The following is a 20405-nucleotide window of genomic DNA, read 5'->3' on the forward strand; positions in this document are numbered from 1 at the left end:
CTGAGCGCCGCTTTACGAACCGTCGACGCTGAGATCGAGGCAGGCTTCGATCTCGTCGTCGATGAGGCGGCCGCTGCGCTGGAAGCCGCAGGCCTCGTAGAAGGGGCCCGGACCGCCCTCCCCCTCGACGTAGCTCAGGCAGAGGCGCGAGAAGCCGTTGCGCCGGGCGAGCTCCGCCAGGATCGCGATGACCCGGCGGCCGAGCCCGCGGCCCTGATGCCCGTCGGCGATCATCAGCCGCCAGATGAAGAGGCTGTCGTCCGCGATCTTGCCTTCCGGATCGAAGTCCGAGTCAGGAGCATCGCCCACTGTTTCGGCAGGCTCGCAGCGGGGATCGTGCAGCATCACGAAGCCGACCGGCTGGTCGCACTCGTAGACGGCGCGGAACCAGGCAGTGTCGTGGTAGTGGCCCTGGACCAGGGAGACCGCGTTGCCGGCGACGAACTGCCGCTGTTCCTCGGTCACCTTCAGGCGCAGGATTGCCAGGTAATTGTCGACGGTGATTTCGACAAGGCGCAGGCTTTCCCCTTGCGCCGGAATGTAGTCGAGTTCGCTTTTCACCGCCGTCTCCCAACCGCCATCCCGTCGCCGCCGCCTCCGGGGCGCTGGGCCCTGCGTCAGTCGGCTGCCGGCTCCAGGCCCTGGTTCACGTCGATGGGCACGCCGGGCGTCGCCTTGGCGGTGCGGATCACCTGAATGGTCTTCACTGTGACCACGTGAGGCACGGAGGTCAGGCGCTGGGTCAGTTCGTTCTCGTGCGCGGTGTTGCGCGCGACCAGGCGCAGCACGAAGTCATCCGGGCCGCGGGCCATGTGGCACTCGCGCACCTCCGACCAGCCGCCGACCAGGCTTTCGAACTCGGTCAGCACCGCGTCCGACTGGCTGTCCAGGCCGACCAGCGCAAAAAAGGTCACCTCGAAGCCCAGGGCCTCGGCCTGCAACTCGGCGTGGTAGCCGCGGATGAAACCCGCCTCCTCCAGCGCGCGCACGCGGCGCAGACAGGGCGGTGCGGAAATGCCTGCGCGGCGGGCCAGCTCCACATTGGTGATGCGGCCGTCCTCCTGCAGGTCCTGCAGTATCTGGAGATCGATTCGGTCCAACTTGACCCGACGCATATAACCCTCACCCTTCGGTTCCAGCCCCCGGGGCCGACGACACGGCCCTCGACCCGGTTTCTTATAAGATCGCGCAGCCCTGCAAACATTGCGCGCAACAATATTACCGAGGCCCGGAAGCCGCGCAACCCCAATGGGTTGTGCAAAACCTTGGACGGGCGTTACGGGACCGCAGGCAAAAGGGGTGCTGGTGTGCCGCGCAGACCGGTGCGGCCGCCCTTGGCGCGCGCGGCGGCCCTCCAGGCGAATTCTCCCGCGGGACCCTCTTGCACCGCACCGAACACCCGCCCATAGTCGCGCCGCAATGGCCCGATCAGACGATCCCAAGCTCCAGACCACCGCCGCAGCGGGCAGAGACGCTTCGGACTCCGCCCTCGACGGCCTCACCTGCTGGGTGGTGACCGACGGCAAGGCGGGCATGGAGATTCAATGCCTTGGGCTCGCCGAAGCCATCGGCCTCCCACCCGTGGTGAAACGCATCCAGGTGACCAAGCCCTGGCGCTGGATGGCGCCGGGCATGATTCGCGACCCGCTGGCCACCCTGGGGCCCAAGGGTGACCGCCTGAGCCCGCCCTGGCCCGACCTCTGGATCGCCAGCGGCCGCCAGACGGTGCCCCTGAGCCGCGACATGCGCGCGATTTCCGGCGGCCGCAGTTTCACGGTCCAGGTGCAGAACCCGGTGATCGACCCCGCCTGCGTCGATCTGGTGGTGACCCCCGACCACGACCTGCTGACTGCGCCCAACGTGCTCTCGACCCGCGGTGCCTTGGGCCGGGTGACGCCGGAACGCCTGAAGGAAGCCGGCGCCGCCTTCGCCGCGCGCTACGATGCCCTGCCGCGCCCGCGCATCGGTGTGCTCATCGGCGGCGACAACAAGGTCTTCCGCATGACCTCTGCGATCATGACGCAGCTCACCGAGCAGCTCGCCCGCCTGGCGCGGGAGCAGGGCTGCGGCCTGATGATCACGCCCTCCAGGCGCACCGGCGCCAGAAACGAAGCGATCCTGCGCAAGGGGCTGGCCGGCCTGCCCGCCGACATCTGGGACGGCGAGGGCGAGAACCCCTATTTCGCCATTCTCGGCCTGGCGGACCACATCATCGTCACCGGCGACTCGGTCAACATGGTCTCCGAGGCCTCCAGCACCGGGAAACCGGTCCAGGTGGTGCAACTGGAGGGCGGCTCGGCCAAGTTCAGCCGCTTCCACGGCTCCCTCCGGGCTGCCGGCATCACCCGCCCCTTCGACGGAGACCTGCAAACTTGGGACTATGAGCCTCTTGCGGAAACCCAGCGCATCGCCGCCGAAATCCGCCAGCGCCTGATCGACCGCCACAGGCGCGCGGTGCCGCAGAGCGCCTGAAGGCCGGCGCCGCAAACCGATCGCCGGGGCCCCGGGCGGGATTTCGGGGAGCTTTGACCTGGCTCAATTGATCTTTCCGGCCGCTGCCTTTAAGTAAGGCCAACAGCCGCTTTCACGGAATTGCAACGTGGCCAGCCCCGCCGCCGAACAGAGGGACTCATCGCCGCTCGATCTCGAGCGTTTCGCAGCCACGCCGCTGCGCCGCGAGCCCTTCGACTTTGTCATTGTGCCGGAGTTCCTCAGGCCCGAAGCGCTGCCGGCCATCGAGCAGGACTTCCCGGAGATCACCAAGGGCGGCAGCTTTCCCGCCCAGAGCCTGACCTGCGGTCCGCGCTTCACCGCCCTCCTGGCCGAGCTTCAGGGCCCGGCCGTCACGGCGGCCTTCGCCGGGAAGTTCGGGATCGACCTGAGCGGGCGGCCCACGATGGTCACCCTGCGCGGCCAGTCGCGCGCCAAGGACGGCCAGATCCACACCGACTCCAAGACCAAGCTGGTGACCGCGCTGATCTACCTGAACAGCGCCTGGGAGTCCGACGGCGGACGGCTGCGCATGCTGAACCGGCCGGACGACCTGGAAGACTATGCCGCCGAGGTGCCGCCCCGGGCCGGCACCCTGGTCTGCTTCCGCTGTTCGGAGAACGCCTACCACGGCCATAAGCCCTTCGTCGGTCAGCGCCGCTCCATCCAGCTCAACTGGCTGACGGACGAGAGCGTGCTGAAGCGCGAACTCGGCCGCCACGCCTTTTCCGCCTGGACCAAACGGGTGCTGCGCTTCGGCACCTGACGCCCAATCTGACGCCCCGGCCTTTCGAGACCCGTCGAGAAGAAAGTACGCTCCCCATGGCGCTCAACATCGAAACCTTCAGCAACGCCAAAGGCGGCAACGCCTTCTTCAAGGCGATCGGTCATCCCCTGGCGGCGCGCAAGGCGCGCGCCCTGCTGAACGAGCTTCAGGGTACGCCGCTGGCGGTCTACGATCCCCTGGGTTTCGCCAGGGCTTTCGCCGAGATCTACGACCTCGCCGGCCTCGACATCCAGGCGGTCTACGTGCAGGACCTGGAGGAGATCGGCAGCGACATCCTCGGCCGCCAGGCCCAACCGGTGACCGACCTGCCGGGCAGCACGGCCGCCAAGGTGCTGGTCACCGCCTTCGATGCGGAGCGGCTGATCGCCCACATCCGCCACCTGCTGCCGGAGGGCGCGGAGGTGGTGAGCCTGGATGCCCTGCGCTTGCCGGCGGAGATGCTGACCAACACCCGCAACTACCTGGATGGGCTGAACTTCGCCACCAACCTGGTGTTCTTCCGCGAGGGCGGCGGCCACCACACGCGCCTCGCCACCGCCAACTACTGGTCGGCCTACGGCGCCAAGGCGCCCAGCGCCTGGTGCCTGCTGATGGACGAGGCCGGCGAAACCCTGGCCGAGTGGCAGGACCCGCTGCCCGGCGCCAACGCCAGCGTGGTGATCGACTCGCAGGCGGTGCGCGCGCGCTTCGGGCTGGAGGCCTTCACCGGCAGCCTCTTCCTGCACGTCTGCGGCATCGCCGGGCATGACATCGTGAAGTACGCCCTCGACACCTACGGCGACAGCGACGCGGTGCTGTCCTGCACCCACGACGCCAACTCCTGGCCCGCCGATCTCTACGGCGGCCTGCCGGCCCCCAAGGACGGCGAGCAGGTGCTGCTCTGGGTGCAGAACAGCCACCCGGCGCCGGTGCCCGCCGGCAGCGTCGGCCTGAACCTCATGGGCGACGACACCGTCGCCTGGCTGGAGGAAGAGATCCCGCCCTTCGGCACCCGCGCCATCGACACGGCAGCGCTGTTGCCCGAGGCGCGCTGGCCGCAGCAGATCGAAGTGCAGGCCGGCAAGCACTTCGTCAGACCCCGCTACGAAGTCGTCGCCAACGGCGCCATGACGCCGCCGCGCAGCCGCATCGCCCACGCCAATGTGGAGCGCGTCGACCTGAAGCCAGACCCGCGCATCCCGGAGCTGGCGAACCTGCTAGGCAAGGGCTTCATCCTGCCGGCGCCGATCCTGCCGCGGGATCGCTTCCGCTCCATCGCCCTGCCGACGCCGATGTCGACCTGCCAGGACAACCTGCCCCTGGCGCTGCTGGCCTACGACCCGGAGGGGCGGGAGATCGGCACGAAGCGCCTCGGCAAGCTGCCGCGCGGCCACGCCACCATGATCGACGTCGCGGGGATGCTGGACGGCCAGGACCTTGATTGGGGCCACATGGAGTTGATCTACGACTTCGCCGAGGGCGGCGAGGCCGACGGCTGGCTGCACGGCCTCTTCCGCTACGAGGACAAGGCCTCCGGCCACATCGCCGAGACCTCCTTCGGCGCCCATGTCTTCAACACGGTGATGACCTACAGGAACGAGCCCCAGTCCTACGCCGGGCGGGCGCCGGGGCTCTCCACGCGGCTGTTCCTCTCCTTCGGGCCGAAGCCCTACGAGCCGCTCTGCCACCTGATCTATCCGGCCTCCACGCCCTGGCACGAGAAAAGCCGTACGAACCTGATGCTGCACGACCGCAACGGCGGGCTGATCGCCGAGCACGAGGTGCGCATCGCCTGCGGCGGTTCCCTGCTGTGGCGGCCGGCGGACTACTTCTCGGCATCAGACCTGGAGGCCGCCGGGCCGGAAGGCTACGTCATCATCCGCGACATGACCTGCCGCCTCTTCGGCTACCACGGCCTCACCAACGGCGAGAAGGCCTTCTCCTTCGACCACATGTTCGGGTTTTAGCGGTCGGCATAATCGACACTGACACCCAATGCCTTGCTTTCGTATAGAAAGACTTGCTCCGAGCCGTTCCAGGAGATGACAAGCCGTCGCGGTCCGGTCCAACGGATGCGCGCATCCAGGCTCACGCGATCTCCTTCGGCAATCAGCACATCGGCTTCTTTCGCGAGCAGGGTATTGAAGCTCCGCTCGACTGTGATGTAGGTCGTCACACCGGTAGTGACGCCGCAGCCTCCCTCAGAAACCTGGGCCCGATAGCGGCCGTCTGGAGAGACCGCCTCCTGAATGACGCTCTCCGAGCAAAGCGGCAGGAACGCGAACAAGGCACCGGCAGCCACGAGAATGGCCACGCCAAGAAACACCGCACACACAAACAAGGACCGCCGCAGCATGGACTTCTCCACTGGCCTCAACGGAAATCGCTGACTGCCTTCGCCATCATGCACCTGTGATTGCGGCGGCATTGGCTCTAGAGTGTGGCAATGCTGCGACCCGAAATCTGACGACCTTGTTGAGCTTAAGCGATGACGGTTCCTCCTCTCTCAGAAGCGCACCTCTACGACATCCTTCTGAAGGAGGAAGCGGACCTACGCCCCAAGGCCGAGCGCATGTGGGCGGTCGTCAAGATCGAGCCGAAACGATGGACCGCACCGGGCTACGGTTCGGGAGCACCAACGTTCTGGGCCATCGGTCTCTTCGGCAAGCGGGTGATCTGGTACAACGAGATTGAGTGCGAGTTTACGGTGTCCGACTTCAAGAAGTATGGCGAGATCGGCGAAGGCGACTCCCCTTGCCAGAACGAACTCAGCCTCATCCTGGAATACCTGATCCGCAGGGTCGAGGGCGAACAGGCCCACACCAGCTAGGCCAGCAACACCCGCGCCAGCGACGCACGGATGGTCTTGGAGGCGGCAGCGGGACTCCAGCCGCGCTCGCAGACCAGCAGGGCCCAGGCCTGCACCGAGCAGGCGGCCCAGAGGTAGTCGGCGGCGCGTGCTGCCGTCCAGCCCGGTGCCAGGGCGCCGTCGCGCGCCAGGCTCGCCGCCAGCGCCCTGAAGCAGTCCAGCAGATCGGCCATGCGGTCGCTCCAGGCGCGCTCGGCGTCCGGGTCGGTGACCCTGAGGCGAATGAGGTCTGAGGCCAAGGGATGGATCTTGGGTACGAAGACCAGCCAGGCTTTCACGTAGCGGTCGAGCCGTTCCGCCGGATCAGGGATCGCCAGCGCGGCATCGAACCTGGCGAAGATGTCTTCCCGCTCGTCGGCGCGCCGCGCCAGCGCCACCAGCAGGCCGCCGCGCGAGCCGAAGTGCACGTAGATCGACTGCCGGGTCATGCCGACGGTCTCGGCGATCTCTGCGAGGGAGACATCGGCGCCGCGCGCGGCGATGAGATCCCAGGCGGCATCCAGGATCTCGGCGCGGCTGCGCTGCGAGCGGCCAGTCTTCGCTGGGCCCCTTGTCTTCGCTGGGCCCCTTGTCTTCGCCGGGCGCTTTGTCTTTGCCGGCTTCTTTATTTTTGACACGTGTAAAAAATCCGATATTTTACGCGCGTCAAATTACAAGGAGTCAGGCATGACCGGCAATGCAAACATCGATACCTTAGAGACCATAGAGGCCCGCCTGGACCGGCTGGTCGCCTGGTACGGCGACGGCGCGGACGGTACGGCCCCGACCCGGGCCCAGTGGCGCAGACTGCTCGAGCGCCCGGCAGACCGGCCCGTCACCGTCGTCAACTTCTTCAAGCTGCGTGCCCGGGCGGCCTATGCTGAGGGTACGGAAGCGGCGAACACCAACACTTCCAGCGGCAAGGAGGCCTTCGACCGCTACGCCGCGGTCAGCGGACCGACGCTGGAGAAGGTCGGCGGTCGCTTCCTGCTGCTGGCCCCCTTCGAGTCCGCCCTGATGGGCGCCGAGGAGGATTGGGATCTGGTGGTCGTCGGGACCTATCCGGACAGCAAGGCTCTGCTGGCGTTGCACGAGGACGCCGACTACCGCAGCGTCTACCCCCACCGCAGCGCCGCGCTGGAACGCCAGAAGGTCTTCGCCTGCAGCGCCTAAAGGCGCTTGATCAGGTTGAGGCCGATATCGCGGTAACCCTGGGTCCTGTAGGCGGCCTCCGCGGCTTCGTTGCCGTGGAGCACGCCGATCACCAGTTCGCGGTACCCGCGCTCTGCCGCCGCCGCTTCGGCCGCCGTCATCAGCGCCCGGCCGATGCCGCGCCGGCGCAGCCCCTCATCCACCGCGAGGTCGCCGATGTGGGCATAGGGCCGTGCCTCCGGCTTCAGGTAGACTGGGCCTTCCTCGAAGGTCAGGGTCAGGAAGCCCGCGACCGTCCCGTCGACCTCTGCGACCAGGATGAAACCCTCGGTCTTCGCGACCTGGTCCTCGGCCGCCTGCAGGCTGTCCTCGGCGCCCGCCCGGTCGGTGCGCCGGTTGTCTTCGATGGCGTTTTCGCTGCGGTTGAGCTGCTGCATGAGATCGACCAGACGCTCCCGGTCCCCCGGCAGGGCCTCTCTGATGGAAAAGGACATCGATCACTCTCAAAAAGGGGCGTGGCGCGGCGGGGTGGGCGCCAAGATCCCGGGCCGCGGCGCCCCTGTCAAGCCAGCCGGCAAGCCAGCCGGCAAGCCAGCCGGCAAGCCAGCGGAATTCGTCCCCAGCTTTGGATTTCCGCCACCTTGCAGCACCCCCGGCCGGCCTCTATGTTTTGAGTACACCCCAGTCAGGAGTCCCCAGAAATGGCGCAGACCAGCCAGAGCCAGCCTCGGCATGCGAAAGTCCTCATCATCGGCTCCGGCGCCGCCGGGCTGACGGCGGCGATCTACACCGCCCGCGCCAATCTGAGCCCGGTTCTGGTGCACGGCCTGCAGCCGGGTGGCCAGATGACCATCACCACCGACGTGGAGAACTATCCGGGATTCGCCGACGTGATCCAGGGCCCCTGGCTGATGGAGCAGATGCAGAAGCAGGCCGAGCATGTCGGCACGGAGCTGATCTCCGACATCGTCACCGAGGTCGACTTCACCCGCCGCCCCTTCGTGCTGAAGGGCGACAGCGGCACCACCTATACCGCCGACGCGGTGATCGTCGCCACCGGCGCCCAGGCGCGCTGGCTGGGCATCGCCGGGGAGCAGAAGTTCAACGGCCGCGGCGTTTCCGCCTGCGCCACCTGCGACGGCTTTTTCTACCGCGACAAGGAGGTCGTGGTGGTCGGCGGCGGCAACACCGCCGTGGAAGAGGCGCTCTACCTCTCCAATATCTGCTCCAAGGTCACGCTGGTGCATCGCCGCGATGCCCTGCGCGCCGAGAAAATCGGCCAGGACCGCCTGTTCCGCAATCCCAAGATCGAGCTGCGCTGGAACGCCGTGGTGGACGACATCCTGGGCGGCGACGGGCCGATGGACGGGGTGGAAGCGGTGCGCCTGCGCGACACCAAGACCGGGGCGCTCAGCGAACTGGCCTGCGAGGGTGTCTTCGTCGCCATCGGCCACGACCCGGCCACGTCGGTCTTCAAGGACAGGCTGGCGATGGACGACGAAGGCTATCTGCTGTCGGAGAGCGGTGCCACCGGCACCTCCGTGCCCGGCGTCTTCGCCGCCGGCGACTGCGTCGACAAGGTTTTCCGCCAGGCGGTCACCGCCGCCGGGATGGGCTGCATGGCCGCCCTGGAAGCCGAGAAGTATCTGGCGGAAATGGAAGATTCGGCGACCGAAGCGGCGGAATAGCGCGGGGCGGCCGTCTGGCCTATACTTAGACCTATACTAAAGAGCGATTCACCCGAACCGCGCCGGCCCTTAGACCAGGGCCTCTGAACCCATCATCCCGGCAGGCCCGCCGACCCGGCGGTCTGCCCTTAGCCATGGGAGGCACTCTTGCTGGACGATGTTGGCCTGCCCCAGAAGCGGGGTCTCGGCGCCACCATCATGGATTGGGACAAGCTGCGCATCTTCCACGCGGTGGCGGAGGCGGGCAGCTTCACCCATGCCGGCGAGCTGTTGAACCTCAGCCAGTCGGCGGTGAGCCGCCAGATCTCGGCCCTGGAAGACAGCCTGAAGGTGCCGCTGTTCCACCGCCATGCCCGCGGCCTGATCCTCACCGAGCAGGGCGAGCTGCTGTACCGCACGGCGCACGAGGTCTTCGGCAAGCTGGCGATGACCGAGGCCCAGCTCACCGAGAGCAAGGACCGCCCCAAGGGGCCCCTGAAGATCACCACCACGGTGGCCTTCGGCTCCCAGTGGCTGGCCCCGCGCATGCACGAGTTCCTCGACGTTTACCCGGAGATCGAGTGCCACCTGCTGCTGCTCGACCGGGAGGTCGACCTGTCGATGCGCGAGGCCGACCTTGCCGTGCGCTTCTCGCCGCCGCGCCAGGCCGACCTGATCCAGCGCCACCTGATGACGGTGCAGATGCACATCTACGCCGCCGCCAGCTACATCAAGAAGCACGGCGTGCCGCAGACCGCCGAGGAGCTGGACGACCACCGCATCGTGGTCTACGGCGAGGACGTGCGCCCGCCGGTGCCGGATGTGAACTGGCTGCTCCGGGTCGGCTACAAGGAGGGCAAGCTGCGCCGCCCCACCATGACGGTCAACAACGTCTACGGGGTGATGAAGGCGGTGCAGTCCGGGGCTGGAATCGGCGCCCTGCCGGAGTACATGAGCTCCAGCAACGCCGATCTCGTGGAGATCCTGCCGGAGCTCACGGGGCCCCAGTTCGACGCCTATTTCGTCTATGCCGAAGAGATGAGGCGGTCTAAGCGGATCTCCGTGTTTCGGGATTTTCTGCTCCGAAAAGTTGCAGAATCGAAGTTCTGAAACCTTTAACGCGACCTCGCAACGCAGCGGAATAGACGGCTAAGGGCATGCCGGCGCTGCCTTTTTTTCGCGATGTTTCAGTTATTTAACAAGGTATGCAGCGTCCGCATATCACCACTGCCCATATGTCTGTAGTAAAATAACCTCAAAAGCCTATTTTCAAATCATCGGATGTTGCGACGCAGCATCCCCGAGTTCCCGGCACCCTCCCGCCGGCACTCAGTTCCGAGCGCCCCCCGCTCGGAGAAGGGCCTCACCGCAGGGCTCCCTCCCTGCCCCGAGGTCCTACGTCTCCCAGACGTGAAGCCTCCCTGTTCAACTTGCCGGGCCCTCGAGGCCCGGCTTTTTTCTTTTGGGGTTGAGGCGCGCCAAGCGGCGCAGGCCGGGAATGCGATAGAGCAGCGGCGAACGGCTTGCAGCGGAAGGGGTGTCACCCCCACCCCATCCCTCCCCCATCCAAGGGGGAGGGGGACGTCATGGCAGCGGCCTAAGAGAATCCCCTCCCCCCTTGATGGGGGGAGGTCGGGAGGGGGGTGAGCCACAGACCCGATATCCGATGCTTTCCGCGCTGGTACCCTTGACCGGACACTGTGGCCGCCGACCGGCGGCGCACCGCTACATGAACAGCCGCTCTGCTTTCGGATCCATGTCCTTGTAGAGGTCGGCGACGAATTCGCCGTAGCCGTTGTAGAGCAGGGTCGGCACCCGCTCGTCGACGCCCAGCACCCGTTCGGTGGCCTGGCTCCAGCGCGGATGGGGCACCTCCGGGTTCACGTTGGCCCAGAAGCCGTATTCGCCGCCCTGGATCTCCTCCCAGAACGACACGGGACGCTCGTCGGTGAACTCGAAGCGCACGATGCCCTTGATGTGCTTGAAGCCGTACTTCCAGGGCACGGCGAGGCGCAGCGGGGCGCCGTTCTGCTTGGGGATCGGCTTGCCGTAGAGCCCGGTGGCGATGAAGGCCAGTTCGTGGGTCGCCTCGGCCATGGTCAGGCCCTCGACATAGGGCCAGGGGTACCAGGCCGCGTTCTGGCCGGAGGCCGTATCGCGGTCGAGGAAGGTTTCCATGCGCACATAGCGCGCCGACGACAGCGGCCGCGCCAGATCCACAAGCGCCTTCATGGGAAAGCCGCTGTAGGGCACCGCCATGGACCAGGCCTCCACGCAGCGGTGGCGGTAGAGGCGTTCCTCCAGCGGCATCCTGGCCAGCAGGTCGTCGATGCCGATCTGCATCGGGGTTTCCACCATGCCGTCGATGGCCACCGTCCAGGGGCGGATCGGCAGAGCCTGGGCCTTCTGCCAGATGTTCTTTGACGACCCGAACTCGTAATAGTTGTTGTAGGTCGTGGCCAGCGTCTCGTCGGTGATCGGCCGGTCGAGGACGTAGCGCTCGTTGCGCTCCACCGGATAGAGGCCGGCGGAGGGATCTTCCACCGGCTTTGGATCTTCGGCGGCCTCGGCCACCTGGTTCGGCGCTTCGTCGCAGGCGGCCAGCAGCCCGCCGGCCCCCAACAGCAGCGGCCCGGCGGCGGCGGCCTTCAACAGGCTGCGGCGCTTGAGGAAGACATCTTCCGGTGTGGCCTGGGACTCCGGCAGTTCCCAGCCGCGCTTGATCCGAATCAGCATGCGATTCCCTTCCCTCGGGGGCCTGAAACGGGCCCCTTCAACCGACTATGGCGACAATAACGGGCGACACTTCTGGAGGTAGCCCGCGGCCCGCGGCCGGACAAGTCAACAAAATGCGAGCGCCCCGCCCTCTGGAGACGGGGGCAGGGCCGCGCGGCAGAACAGAAATAGGAAATTAAACCTTTGGCGGGGAGACCGCTCAGTCGAGCAGGGAGCGCAGCATCCAGGCGGTCTTCTCGTGCACGGTCATGCGCTGGGTCAGCAGGTCTGCGGTGACCTCGTCGTTGCCGGCCTCGGCGGCGGGGAAGACAGAGCGCGCGGTCTTGGCCACGGCCTCATGCCCGGCCACGAGCTGGCGGATCATCTCCTTGGCCTCCGGCACGCCCGGCTCTTCTTCGATGGAGGTCAGCTTGGCAAAGGCCGCATAGCTGCCCGGCGCCGGCTCGCCCAGGGCGCGGATGCGTTCGGCTACTTCGTCCAGGGCCGCCCAGAGCTCGGTGTACTCTTCCTCGAACATGGTGTGCAGGGTCTGGAACATCGGCCCCGTCACGTTCCAGTGGAATCCGTGGGTTTTCAGGTAGAGGGTGTAGGTGTCCGCCAGGACATGGGACAGACCCTCGGCAATGGCCTTGCGGTCGTCAGCGGGAATGCCGGTATTGATCTCCATCTCTCTCGTCCTCTCTCCGTCAAGCCGCCTTAAGGCGGTTCGTCTTTCCTAGAGAAATATAGTATTTTTGCCGCTGGTTACAAGTCTTTTTGGAATTATTCCAAAACTATGACAGAGACCGGCAAAGGGCGTTTCCTACCTGGAAACGCCCGCATTGCCCACCCCTGGGCCTATGCCTGGAAAACCAGCCGTTCAGGGCACTACGCCGCGCCGCCCTGACGCTGGGAAATCACCTGGTCGGCCAGCCGGCCGGTCAACTCCTGCAAGTGGTCGAAGCGCCAGTCGAAACTGCCGACCCCAACGGTGAGGGAGCGCAGCTCAATAATCAAGTCCTGCAGTTCGGCCTCCGGCAGGTGGCACTTCAGGTCGTCCCAGCCCTTCCAGCCGGCGCGCATCTCGAAGCCCAGGATCTGGCCGCGTCGCCCGCTGACCAGGGAGTGCACCTTGTTGGTGAACTCGTTGGGCACGGAGATCGTCACCTCGTAGATCGGCTCCAGCAGCACCGGTTCGCAGTTCGGCATGCCCTCGGCCATGGCCATGCGCCCGACGGTCTTGAAGGCCTGGTCGGAGGAATCGACCGAATGGTGCTGGCCGTCGTAGAGGGTCACCGAGACATCCACCACCGGAAAGCCGAGCGGGCCGCGATCCAGGTATTCCTTGGTGCCATGCTCCACCGCGCCGATGTACTGGCGCGGCACCGATCCGCCGACCACCTTGTCGACGAACTCGAAGCCCTCGCCGCGCGGCAGCGGCCGGATCTCGACGTGCACGTCGCCGAACTGCCCGTGGCCGCCGGTCTGGCGCTTGAAACGCGAATGCTGCTTGGTGGCCCTGCGGATCGTCTCTTTGTAAGCCGTCTGCGGCCTTTCGGCATCGACCTCCACGTTGTAGCGATTCTTCAACCGCTCCACCGCCAGCTTCAAATGAATGTCGCCCTGGCCGCGCAAAAGCATCTGATTGGTGTCGGCATTGTGCTCCATCACCAGGGAGGCGTCCTCCTCGACCAGGCGGCCGATGGAAGCGGTGAGTTTCACTTCGTCCTGGCGGTTGTGGGGCGAGATGGCGAGCGCAAAGACCGGCTGCGGCGTTTCCGGCCACAGAAGCCCGGCGTCGGGATTGCGCCCCTCGGCGGTCAGCAGATCACCGGTCGCCACCGACTCCATGCGCCCCAGGGCGACCAGTTCGCCGGCCTCGCCGCGCTCGATCTTCTGGTGCTCGCCGCCCATCAGGCGGTAAAGCCCGGAGACCCGGTCGTCGCCCAGGGTCTCGCCGTCCTTCAGGGAACCGCGCCAGATCCGCGCGACGGACATCTTGCCGGTATGGGACTGGTGGAAGCTGCGGATCACGCTGGCCGCCAGCCCCTCGCCTTCCGGAACGCCGAGGCGCGCCGCGGTCACAGCCGGCTCCGGGCACTCGTGGCGCAGTGCCTTCATCAGGCGGGTGATGCCGTGCCCCAATTCCGCCGAACCGAAGAGCACCGGCACGATGAGATCGTCGGCGAGGTCTTTGCTCAGCTGCTCGTAGATGTCGTCGGACGCCGGAACCTTGTCTTCCAGAAGCTGTTCCAGAAGGCCGTCGTCGAAGTCCGCCAGGGATTCCAGCATCTCCTGGCGGGCTTCCTGCTCACGGTCCTTCACCTGATCGGGCATTTCGATGAGGTCGGACTGTTTGTTCAGGTTGTAGCGCCATGCGCGTTCGCTCACCAGATCGATGAAGCCGGTCACCTCCTCGCCGTCACGGATCGGGACCTGGCGCAGCACCAGCGGCTTGGCGGAGACCGCCTGCAGCGATTCCAGCACGTCGCGCACCCGCACTGCCGCCTTGTCCATCTTGTTGACGAAAAGGATGTGCGGGATCTGATGGTCGTCGAGAAACTTGAAAATCGGCGCCAGGATCAGGCTGCGCTCCGGTTCCGGCGGCGCCACGACCACGGCGATGTCGACGCCCATCAGGGCGGTGTGGTTGTCCTGGATCAGCTCGATCGAGCCGGGGCAGTCTATGAACGACCAGCGTTCGCCCAGGTATTCGCAGTGGGCGAAATTGGGCTCCGTCGTCATCTGTCGGGCCCGCGCCTCCGGCGCCGAGTCGCCGACACTGTTGCCGTCGACGACCGAGCCTTTGCGATGGATGGCACCGGCATGCAGAAGAAGGGCTTCCAGCAGCGTCGTCTTGCCGCTGGTGTAGGGTCCCACGAGAGCGGCGCAGCGCGCCGACGATACCGATCTTGACGTCATGGTTCCTCCCCGTCGCCCCCGGCGGGATGGGACCATGAGTTTCCCCATGGCGAGCCTGGGGCGAACTGTCCTCAAGTGGTTGGGCCCTTAAACAAAAGGGCACGGGGTCTTTACGACCGCTATGTAGGCCTATGGTTTCAAAGATCGCCCGCCGCTGGCAACAAAAAACACGGGGTAGGCCCCGGAGTAGGCCCCGAGTAGATCCCGGAATAGGTCCCAGAGTAGGCCCCGAACCCGGCGGCGCATGCCCGGGAAGTCCGCAGCAATCCGGCACCTTGGATTCTTCTTGGTCCGGTGTTAACTTTTGTGGGTTACGCCGTTCCTCCTAGGGATCGGCGCTTTTTGTATTCAGACAGCGACGGCGGAAAGGCCAGAGGATCATGACGGCGCGGGTATTCATCGACGGCGAGGCAGGCACGACGGGGCTGCAGATCCGCGCGCGCCTGGAGGCCCGCGACGATGTCAGCCTGATCCGCCTGGCCGAAGCCGAGCGCAAGGACACCGCCGCGCGCGCCCGGGCGCTGAACGACGCCGATCTGGCCGTCCTCTGCCTGCCGGACGCGGCGGCGCGCCAGGCGGTCAGCCTGATCGAAAACCCGGAGGTGCGGGTGATCGACGCCAGCACCGCCCACCGCACCGATCCGGACTGGACCTACGGCTTTCCGGAGATGGACAAGGATCAGCAGGCCGCCGTCGGTGCCTCCAAGCGGGTCAGCAATCCCGGCTGCTATCCGACCGGGGCCATCGCCCTGATCCGGCCGCTGGTCAGCGCCGGGCTGCTGCCGGCCGACTTTCCCGTCACCGTGAACGCGGTCTCCGGCTACAGCGGCGGCGGCAAAGGGCTGATCCGGCGCTACGAGGACGCCCAGGCGCCCGACCACCTGGACAAGGCCTACCGCGCCTATGCCCTGGGCCTCGCCCACAAGCACCTGCCGGAGATGCAGCAGCACGGCCTGCTGGATCACACCCCCCTCTTCGTGCCGGCGGTGGGCAACTACTACAAGGGCATGCTGGTGCAGGTGCCGCTGCAGCTCTGGGCGCTGCCCGGGCGCCCGGCGGCGGACGACCTGCGCGACCTTCTGGCGCGCCACTATGCCGGCCAGGACTTCGTCTCCGTCGCCCCCGCAGCGGAAAGCGCCAGCCTGGAAGATCTCGATCCCGAAGGCCTGAACGGCACCAACGCCATGCGGCTTTACGTGTTCGGCAATGCCGCGGGCGATCAGGCCGTGCTGGCCGCGGTGCTCGACAACCTCGGCAAGGGCGCTTCCGGCGCAGCAGTGCAGAACCTCAACCTGATGCTCGGCCTCGACCCGCAAGCCGGCCTCGACGCCCGCCTGGCCGCCTAGGCGGGCGCCGCACCGCACTTATCGGCCCCGGTTCCGACCTTTCCTGATAGGCGCCTTAGCCGGCAAGCATCCGGCCTATGGCTCACCCCCCTCCCGACCTCCCCCCATCAAGGGGGGAGGGGAATACTCAAGGCGGCTTTGGACAAGAGCCCCCTCCCCCTTGACGGGGGAGGGTTGGGGTGGGGGTGACAGCCTCGCCGCTCCAAGCCGCAGGTCTGCCCGGCCTCAGTCCTTTTTCTCGTAGGTGATCAGGCTGATGAGGGCGCCCAAGGGGTCCTTCAGGGTGACGATCCGGCCGACGCCCGGTACGTCGAAGGGCTCGCCCAGCAGTTCCGCGCCGCCGGCGGTCGCCGCCGCGGCCCGCTTGTCGACGTCGTCCACCGTGATGAAACTGGCCCAGCGCACCGGCAGCTCGGCCATCTCCGGCGGACGCTGCAGGATGCCGCCGACGTGCTGGCCGCCGGCCATCAGCACGGTATAGGTGCCGCCGTCGGCCATCTCCATCGCCTCGGTCTCCCAGCCGACGACATCGCGATAGAAGGCCTTGGCCTTCTCCGCATCGTCGGTCTGCAACTCGCACCAGCTGAAGGCGCCATGGGTCTGGAAGGCATCGCTCATCGTTCCGCTCCTGTTTTTCGCTTCATTCGTCGTCCGGGCGCAGCGCGGGTGCCGGCCCCTCGATCTTAGACGAAGCGGCAGCGTGGAACCCGACAGCATCGCCGCGGAAATCCGCCAGAAATGTCGCGCAAGGCCAGAGACGTCAGGCAAAGAAAGAGGGGCGGCCAGGCAGGCCGCCCCCTTTGATACCTCAGAAAAGCGCTGCCCGGGTCAGGCGCTCTGACGCACCTTGCCCAGGAAGGCGGCGACCTGCTGCTTCAGATCCTTGGCATCGCCGTTCAGGCCCTCGATCGCCGCGACGGCCTGCTGCAGCGCGGTCATGGTCTGCTCGGACGCGCCGCGCACCTCGACGATGGTCGAGGAGACCTTGGCGGTATCGCCCGCCGCCGACTCGACGTTGCGGCCGATCTCCTGGGTCGCGGCATTCTGCTCCTCCACCGCCGAGGCGATTGCCGTGGTGGACTCGTTGACCTGGCCGATGACGTCGCGAATGCCGGCGATGGCCGAAACCGCTTCCGAGGTCGCCTGCTGCATGGCGTTGATCTGGCCGGAGATCTCTTCCGTTGCCTTGGTGGTCTGCGAGGCCAGGGTCTTGACCTCGTTGGCCACCACCGCAAAGCCCTTGCCGGCGTCGCCGGCGCGGGCCGCCTCGATGGTGGCGTTCAGCGCCAGCAGGTTGGTCTGCTCGGCAATCTCGTTGATCAGCTTCACGACGTCGCCGATCTTCTGGGCGGCGGTGTCGAGGGACTGAACCGTCTGGTTGGTCGACTCCGCCTCCTGCACCGCGCCCGAGGCGATCTTCGCCGACTCGCTGGCGCGCCGGGCGATCTCGCCGATCGACGCGGACATCTCTTCAGAGGCCGCCGCGACGCTGTCCACGTTGCCGCTCGCCCCTTCGGCGGCGCCGGAAACCAGGGCGCTTTTCTCGCTGGTCTCGGTTGCCAGTTCCCGCACCTGGCGGGTGGCGGCATCGATGTTGCTGGCCGCGTCCAGCACGCTGGTGACCTTGCCGGCCACCGACTGCTCGAACTCGTTCGCCAGGGCGCCCATCGCCTCGCGCTTCTCCGACGCCGCGCGCGCTTCCTGCTGATGGCGTTCGTCCTCCAGGCGGCGCTTCTCCAGGGCATTCTCTTTGAACACCTGAACGGCGCGCGCCATATCGCCGATCTCGTCGCCCTGCCGCTGATAGGCGACCTCCACGGCGGTGTCGTCCTGCGCCAGGCGATTCATCACCTCCGCCAGCCGCGGCAGCGGGCGCAGCAGCATGCGGAAGGCGGCGAAAGCGATCAGAGCCGTGACGACGATGGCGATGGCCGCCGTGATTGCCAGCTTGCTGGTCAGGGAGTCGAGCACCGCGTTCACGTTGGACTTCAGCACCCCGGCATAGAGGATGCCGATCACGTCACCTCCGGGGGAGAAGATCGGCTGATAGATGGTGTAGTAGGCCTTGCCGAGAATCACTGCTTCACCACTGAAGGTCTCGCCCTTGGTGACGACCGGATAGACCGCGCCCTTCTGGCCCAGCGGCGTCCCGATCGCGCGGCTGCCGTCGTCCTTCTTGATGTTGGTCGTGCGGCGCCAGAAGTCCCGGCTTTCGTCTTCCCAGACGAAGACGGTCGCCGTCTCGCCGGTCAGATCGCCGATGCGATCGATCATCGCGTGATCGGGAAAGTCCGGGATACCGTCGATGGCCATCCGCCGAACCTGCGGGCCCTGGCGGGTGACTTGCAGCTGCGGGTAGCGCTCCGCGAAGATGTCAGCGGCGATGCGCAGGCTCGAAGCCTGGCGGTCGACGACCTGGTTGCGGATCTCCGCCTGGATGGCAAAGACGGCCGCCGTCGCACAGGCCGCAGCCGCCAGCACGATCAAGACAATCGTCAGCACCATCGTCTTGGTCGTCAGCTTGACATTGTTCATGAAAAACAAGGGTTTCATAACTCCCACTCTCTCCGTACCGCAGAAAACATTTCTTCTTCAGATCGCTACGCAATGTATTCAAATGCTTCTTATCATTTGTTTAATCCCCTTAGAGGCGTCGGTGGATCGCCCTTCGCGTTCATTCCGGGGGAGCTATCGATGCGGGGATGATCTTTGCCACTGCCTCTCCAGCACACTGAAGCCGGGTGGTCCCGGCCGCCGGCTCCGGATCAGGCCTTCCGCAGTTCGCCGATCCGCCGACGCAGGTAGGCCTGCTCGGCGGGATTGACAGCGAGGCCGAGGGCGGCCTCGTAGCGCTCGAGCGCCGCCGGGGCGTCGCCGGCCTCGGCCAGCAACGCGGCCCGGGCCGCATGGAAGTGATGATAGCGCTGCAGTTCCGGCTGGCCCGAGAGCGCGTCCAGCATGGCTAGGCCGGCGGCAAGGTCGCCCGCCTTGGCGATGGCGACGGCGCGGTTGAGGCGCACCACCGGCCCACCCTGATAGCGCTCCAGAATCCCGTAGAGCTCGGCGATCTGCGCCCAGTCCGTCGCCGCGGCCGTCTCCGCCTCGGCGTGGAGAGCGGCGATGGCGGCCTGGATCTGGTACGGTCCGGGCCGCTTGCGGCGCAGCGCCTGCTCCACCAGCGCCTGACCTTCGACGATCATCTGGCGGTCCCAGAGGCTGCGGTCCTGCTCGTCCAGCGCCACGATGTCGCCGGCGCCGTCCAGCCGCGCATCGCGGCGCGAATGCTGCAGCAGGATGAGTGCCAGCAGGCCGCTCACTTCGGACTCGCCGCCGTAAAGGCGCTTCAGCAGGCGCGCCAGGCGCAGGGCCTCCAGGCAGAGGTCCCGGCGCACCAATTCGGGCGCCCGGTGCGCCTTGTAGCCTTCGTTGAAAATCAGGTAGACCACCGAGAGGACGGCCCCCAGACGCGCCGGCAGATCACGGGCATCGGGCACCTCGTAGGGCACACCCTCCTCGGCCAGGCGACGCTTGGCGCGCAGCAGACGCTGCTGCATGGCGCTCGGCTGCACCAGGAAGGCGCGTCCAATCTCCTCCACCGAAAGCCCGGCAACGGTCTTCAGGGTGAGCGCGATCTGCAGGTCCTCGCCGAGGCTCGGATGGCAGCAGGTGAAGATCAGCCGCAGCAGGTCGTCGCGCAGATGCAGGCGCAGCACGTCGGCGCTGAGGTCCAGGTCCGGCGGGCCGCCGGGAGCAAGCTGGCGTTCGGCCCGGCAGTACGCGGATTCCAGGGAGCGGCGGCGGATCTGGTCGATGGCCTTGTTGCGCCCGGTCTGGATCAGCCAGGCGGAGGGATTGTCGGGCAGGCCCCGCGCCGGCCAGACCTCCAGCGCCCGCGCCAGGGCCTCCTGCAAGGCGTCTTCGGCCGGGTCGAGGCCGCCGAGCAGACGGATGAGGGTCGCCAGGGCCTTGGGTCGTGCCACCTTCAGGGCCGCCGCGATCTCCTCGGCTGACGCGATCGCCTGAGCTGATGCCATTCCCCCTCCTCGCGCGCCGGGCCTGCTTCGGGCCCGGTCTCGGGGCTGCTACCGCTTCTCGGGCGGATCCGACATATACATGATCGGACGCACCTCGATGCAGCCGGTGGGCACACTGGGCAGCATCTTCGCATAGCCGGTGGCTTCTTCCAGGCTGGCGCAGTCGAGGATGTAGAGGCCCAGAAGCTGCTCCTTGGTTTCGGCAAAGGGCCCGTCGATCAGCCGAACCTCGCCGTCTTTCCGGCGCACCGTGGTGGCTGCGCCGCTCGGCACCAGCCGGCTGGCGGCCACGAACGCGCCGTTGCCGCGTGTGACCTCGTGCAGCTTGCGGTGCTCCGCCAGGGCTGCTTCCTCCTCGGCGGCACTCAATGCCTCGACCTCTTCCTCGGCCTGATAGATCAACAGCGTATACAGCATGGATCCGTCCCCCTTCTGGCTGTCCGCTCTCTTATCCTAGACGAATCC

At 66.7% G+C, this 20405-nt stretch carries 20 protein-coding genes; 8 read left to right on the top strand and 12 right to left on the bottom strand.

Annotated features, from left to right (window positions below; genetic code table 11):
- Nucleotides 1–12: 12 nt before the first annotated feature.
- A complete protein-coding gene (locus ACO06P_RS09670; protein ID WP_420349909.1) occupies nt 13–561 on the bottom strand; it encodes a GNAT family N-acetyltransferase in 549 nt (182 codons plus the stop codon).
- 56 nt (nt 562–617) lie between these two features.
- Nucleotides 618–1115, bottom strand: coding sequence for an Lrp/AsnC family transcriptional regulator (locus ACO06P_RS09675; protein ID WP_420349910.1), 498 nt, complete (start codon nt 1113–1115; stop codon nt 618–620).
- A gap of 304 nt (nt 1116–1419) precedes the next feature.
- On the opposite strand from ACO06P_RS09675, the gene ACO06P_RS09680 reads away from it, so the two are divergent.
- The 3 genes from ACO06P_RS09680 to ACO06P_RS09690 all read left to right on the top strand — a co-directional run bounded on the left by ACO06P_RS09680 (nt 1420) and on the right by ACO06P_RS09690 (nt 5223).
- The gene (locus ACO06P_RS09680; RefSeq protein WP_420349911.1) at nt 1420–2472 is read left to right on the top strand and encodes a mitochondrial fission ELM1 family protein; all 1053 of its coding nucleotides are present in this window, start codon (nt 1420–1422) and stop codon (nt 2470–2472) included.
- 127 nt (nt 2473–2599) lie between these two features.
- Nucleotides 2600–3256, top strand: coding sequence for a 2OG-Fe(II) oxygenase (locus ACO06P_RS09685; protein WP_420349912.1), 657 nt, complete (start codon nt 2600–2602; stop codon nt 3254–3256).
- Between the two features lie 56 nt (nt 3257–3312).
- The gene (locus tag ACO06P_RS09690) at nt 3313–5223 is read left to right on the top strand and encodes a hypothetical protein (RefSeq protein WP_420349913.1); all 1911 of its coding nucleotides are present in this window, start codon (nt 3313–3315) and stop codon (nt 5221–5223) included.
- Here ACO06P_RS09690 and ACO06P_RS09695 read toward each other — a convergent pair.
- Nucleotides 5220–5612, bottom strand: coding sequence for a hypothetical protein (locus ACO06P_RS09695; RefSeq protein ID WP_420349914.1), 393 nt, complete (start codon nt 5610–5612; stop codon nt 5220–5222). The two genes, ACO06P_RS09690 and ACO06P_RS09695, sit on opposite strands and share 4 nt — an antisense overlap.
- Before the next feature lie 132 nt (nt 5613–5744).
- On the opposite strand from ACO06P_RS09695, the gene ACO06P_RS09700 reads away from it, so the two are divergent.
- The gene (locus tag ACO06P_RS09700; protein WP_420349915.1) at nt 5745–6086 is read left to right on the top strand and encodes a hypothetical protein; all 342 of its coding nucleotides are present in this window, start codon (nt 5745–5747) and stop codon (nt 6084–6086) included.
- Here ACO06P_RS09700 and ACO06P_RS09705 read toward each other — a convergent pair.
- Nucleotides 6083–6742, bottom strand: coding sequence for a TetR/AcrR family transcriptional regulator (locus ACO06P_RS09705; RefSeq protein ID WP_420349916.1), 660 nt, complete (start codon nt 6740–6742; stop codon nt 6083–6085). The genes ACO06P_RS09700 and ACO06P_RS09705 overlap by 4 nt on opposite strands.
- A 325-nt stretch (nt 6743–7067) precedes the next feature.
- Between ACO06P_RS09705 and ACO06P_RS09710 the strand changes: the two genes are divergently transcribed.
- Nucleotides 7068–7277 (top strand): DUF1330 domain-containing protein, encoded by a 210-nt coding sequence (locus ACO06P_RS09710; protein WP_421938200.1) that lies wholly within the window; start codon nt 7068–7070, stop codon nt 7275–7277.
- On the opposite strand, the gene ACO06P_RS09715 is transcribed toward ACO06P_RS09710, so the two are convergent.
- Nucleotides 7274–7750, bottom strand: coding sequence for a GNAT family N-acetyltransferase (locus ACO06P_RS09715; RefSeq protein ID WP_420349917.1), 477 nt, complete (start codon nt 7748–7750; stop codon nt 7274–7276). The genes ACO06P_RS09710 and ACO06P_RS09715 overlap by 4 nt on opposite strands.
- Before the next feature lie 207 nt (nt 7751–7957).
- Here ACO06P_RS09715 and trxB point away from each other — a divergent pair, with 207 nt between their 5' ends.
- Both trxB and ACO06P_RS09725 read left to right on the top strand, forming a co-directional pair.
- Entirely contained in the window at nt 7958–8944 is a 987-nt protein-coding gene (gene trxB, locus ACO06P_RS09720) for a thioredoxin-disulfide reductase (RefSeq protein ID WP_420349918.1), read from the top strand.
- Between the two features lie 198 nt (nt 8945–9142).
- The gene (locus tag ACO06P_RS09725) at nt 9143–10033 is read left to right on the top strand and encodes a LysR family transcriptional regulator (RefSeq protein ID WP_299399781.1); all 891 of its coding nucleotides are present in this window, start codon (nt 9143–9145) and stop codon (nt 10031–10033) included.
- 615 nt (nt 10034–10648) lie between these two features.
- Here the strand turns inward: ACO06P_RS09725 and msrP are convergent.
- From msrP to ACO06P_RS09740, 3 genes are all read right to left on the bottom strand, one after another.
- Nucleotides 10649–11659 carry a protein-methionine-sulfoxide reductase catalytic subunit MsrP gene (msrP, locus tag ACO06P_RS09730; protein ID WP_420349919.1) on the bottom strand — a complete coding sequence of 337 codons (1011 nt, stop codon included), beginning with the start codon at nt 11657–11659 and terminating at the stop codon, nt 10649–10651.
- Nucleotides 11660–11858: 199 nt separating this feature from the next.
- Entirely contained in the window at nt 11859–12326 is a 468-nt protein-coding gene (locus tag ACO06P_RS09735; protein WP_420349920.1) for a Dps family protein, read from the bottom strand.
- A gap of 200 nt (nt 12327–12526) precedes the next feature.
- On the bottom strand, nt 12527–14560 hold the full coding sequence (locus tag ACO06P_RS09740; protein WP_420349921.1) for an elongation factor G: 2034 nt from the start codon (nt 14558–14560) through the stop codon (nt 12527–12529).
- Nucleotides 14561–14940: 380 nt separating this feature from the next.
- Here ACO06P_RS09740 and argC point away from each other — a divergent pair, with 380 nt between their 5' ends.
- Nucleotides 14941–15906 (top strand): N-acetyl-gamma-glutamyl-phosphate reductase, encoded by a 966-nt coding sequence (argC, locus tag ACO06P_RS09745; protein ID WP_420349922.1) that lies wholly within the window; start codon nt 14941–14943, stop codon nt 15904–15906.
- A 225-nt stretch (nt 15907–16131) separates the two neighbouring features.
- Here argC and ACO06P_RS09750 read toward each other — a convergent pair whose 3' ends face one another.
- The 4 genes from ACO06P_RS09750 to ACO06P_RS09765 all read right to left on the bottom strand — a co-directional run bounded on the left by ACO06P_RS09750 (nt 16132) and on the right by ACO06P_RS09765 (nt 20357).
- Nucleotides 16132–16524, bottom strand: a complete 393-nt coding sequence (locus ACO06P_RS09750; RefSeq protein WP_420349923.1) for a VOC family protein — start codon at nt 16522–16524, stop codon at nt 16132–16134.
- 210 nt (nt 16525–16734) lie between these two features.
- Nucleotides 16735–18459, bottom strand: a complete 1725-nt coding sequence (locus tag ACO06P_RS09755; RefSeq protein ID WP_420349924.1) for a methyl-accepting chemotaxis protein — start codon at nt 18457–18459, stop codon at nt 16735–16737.
- A gap of 212 nt (nt 18460–18671) precedes the next feature.
- On the bottom strand, nt 18672–19940 hold the full coding sequence (locus ACO06P_RS09760) for an RNA polymerase sigma factor (RefSeq protein ID WP_420349925.1): 1269 nt from the start codon (nt 19938–19940) through the stop codon (nt 18672–18674).
- A 48-nt stretch (nt 19941–19988) separates the two neighbouring features.
- Nucleotides 19989–20357 carry a YciI family protein gene (locus tag ACO06P_RS09765; RefSeq protein WP_420349926.1) on the bottom strand — a complete coding sequence of 123 codons (369 nt, stop codon included), beginning with the start codon at nt 20355–20357 and terminating at the stop codon, nt 19989–19991.
- Nucleotides 20358–20405 lie beyond the last annotated feature (48 nt).

It is taken from the genome of Pelagibius sp., from assembly GCF_965227505.1.
Classification (GTDB): Bacteria; Pseudomonadota; Alphaproteobacteria; order Kiloniellales; family Kiloniellaceae; genus Pelagibius.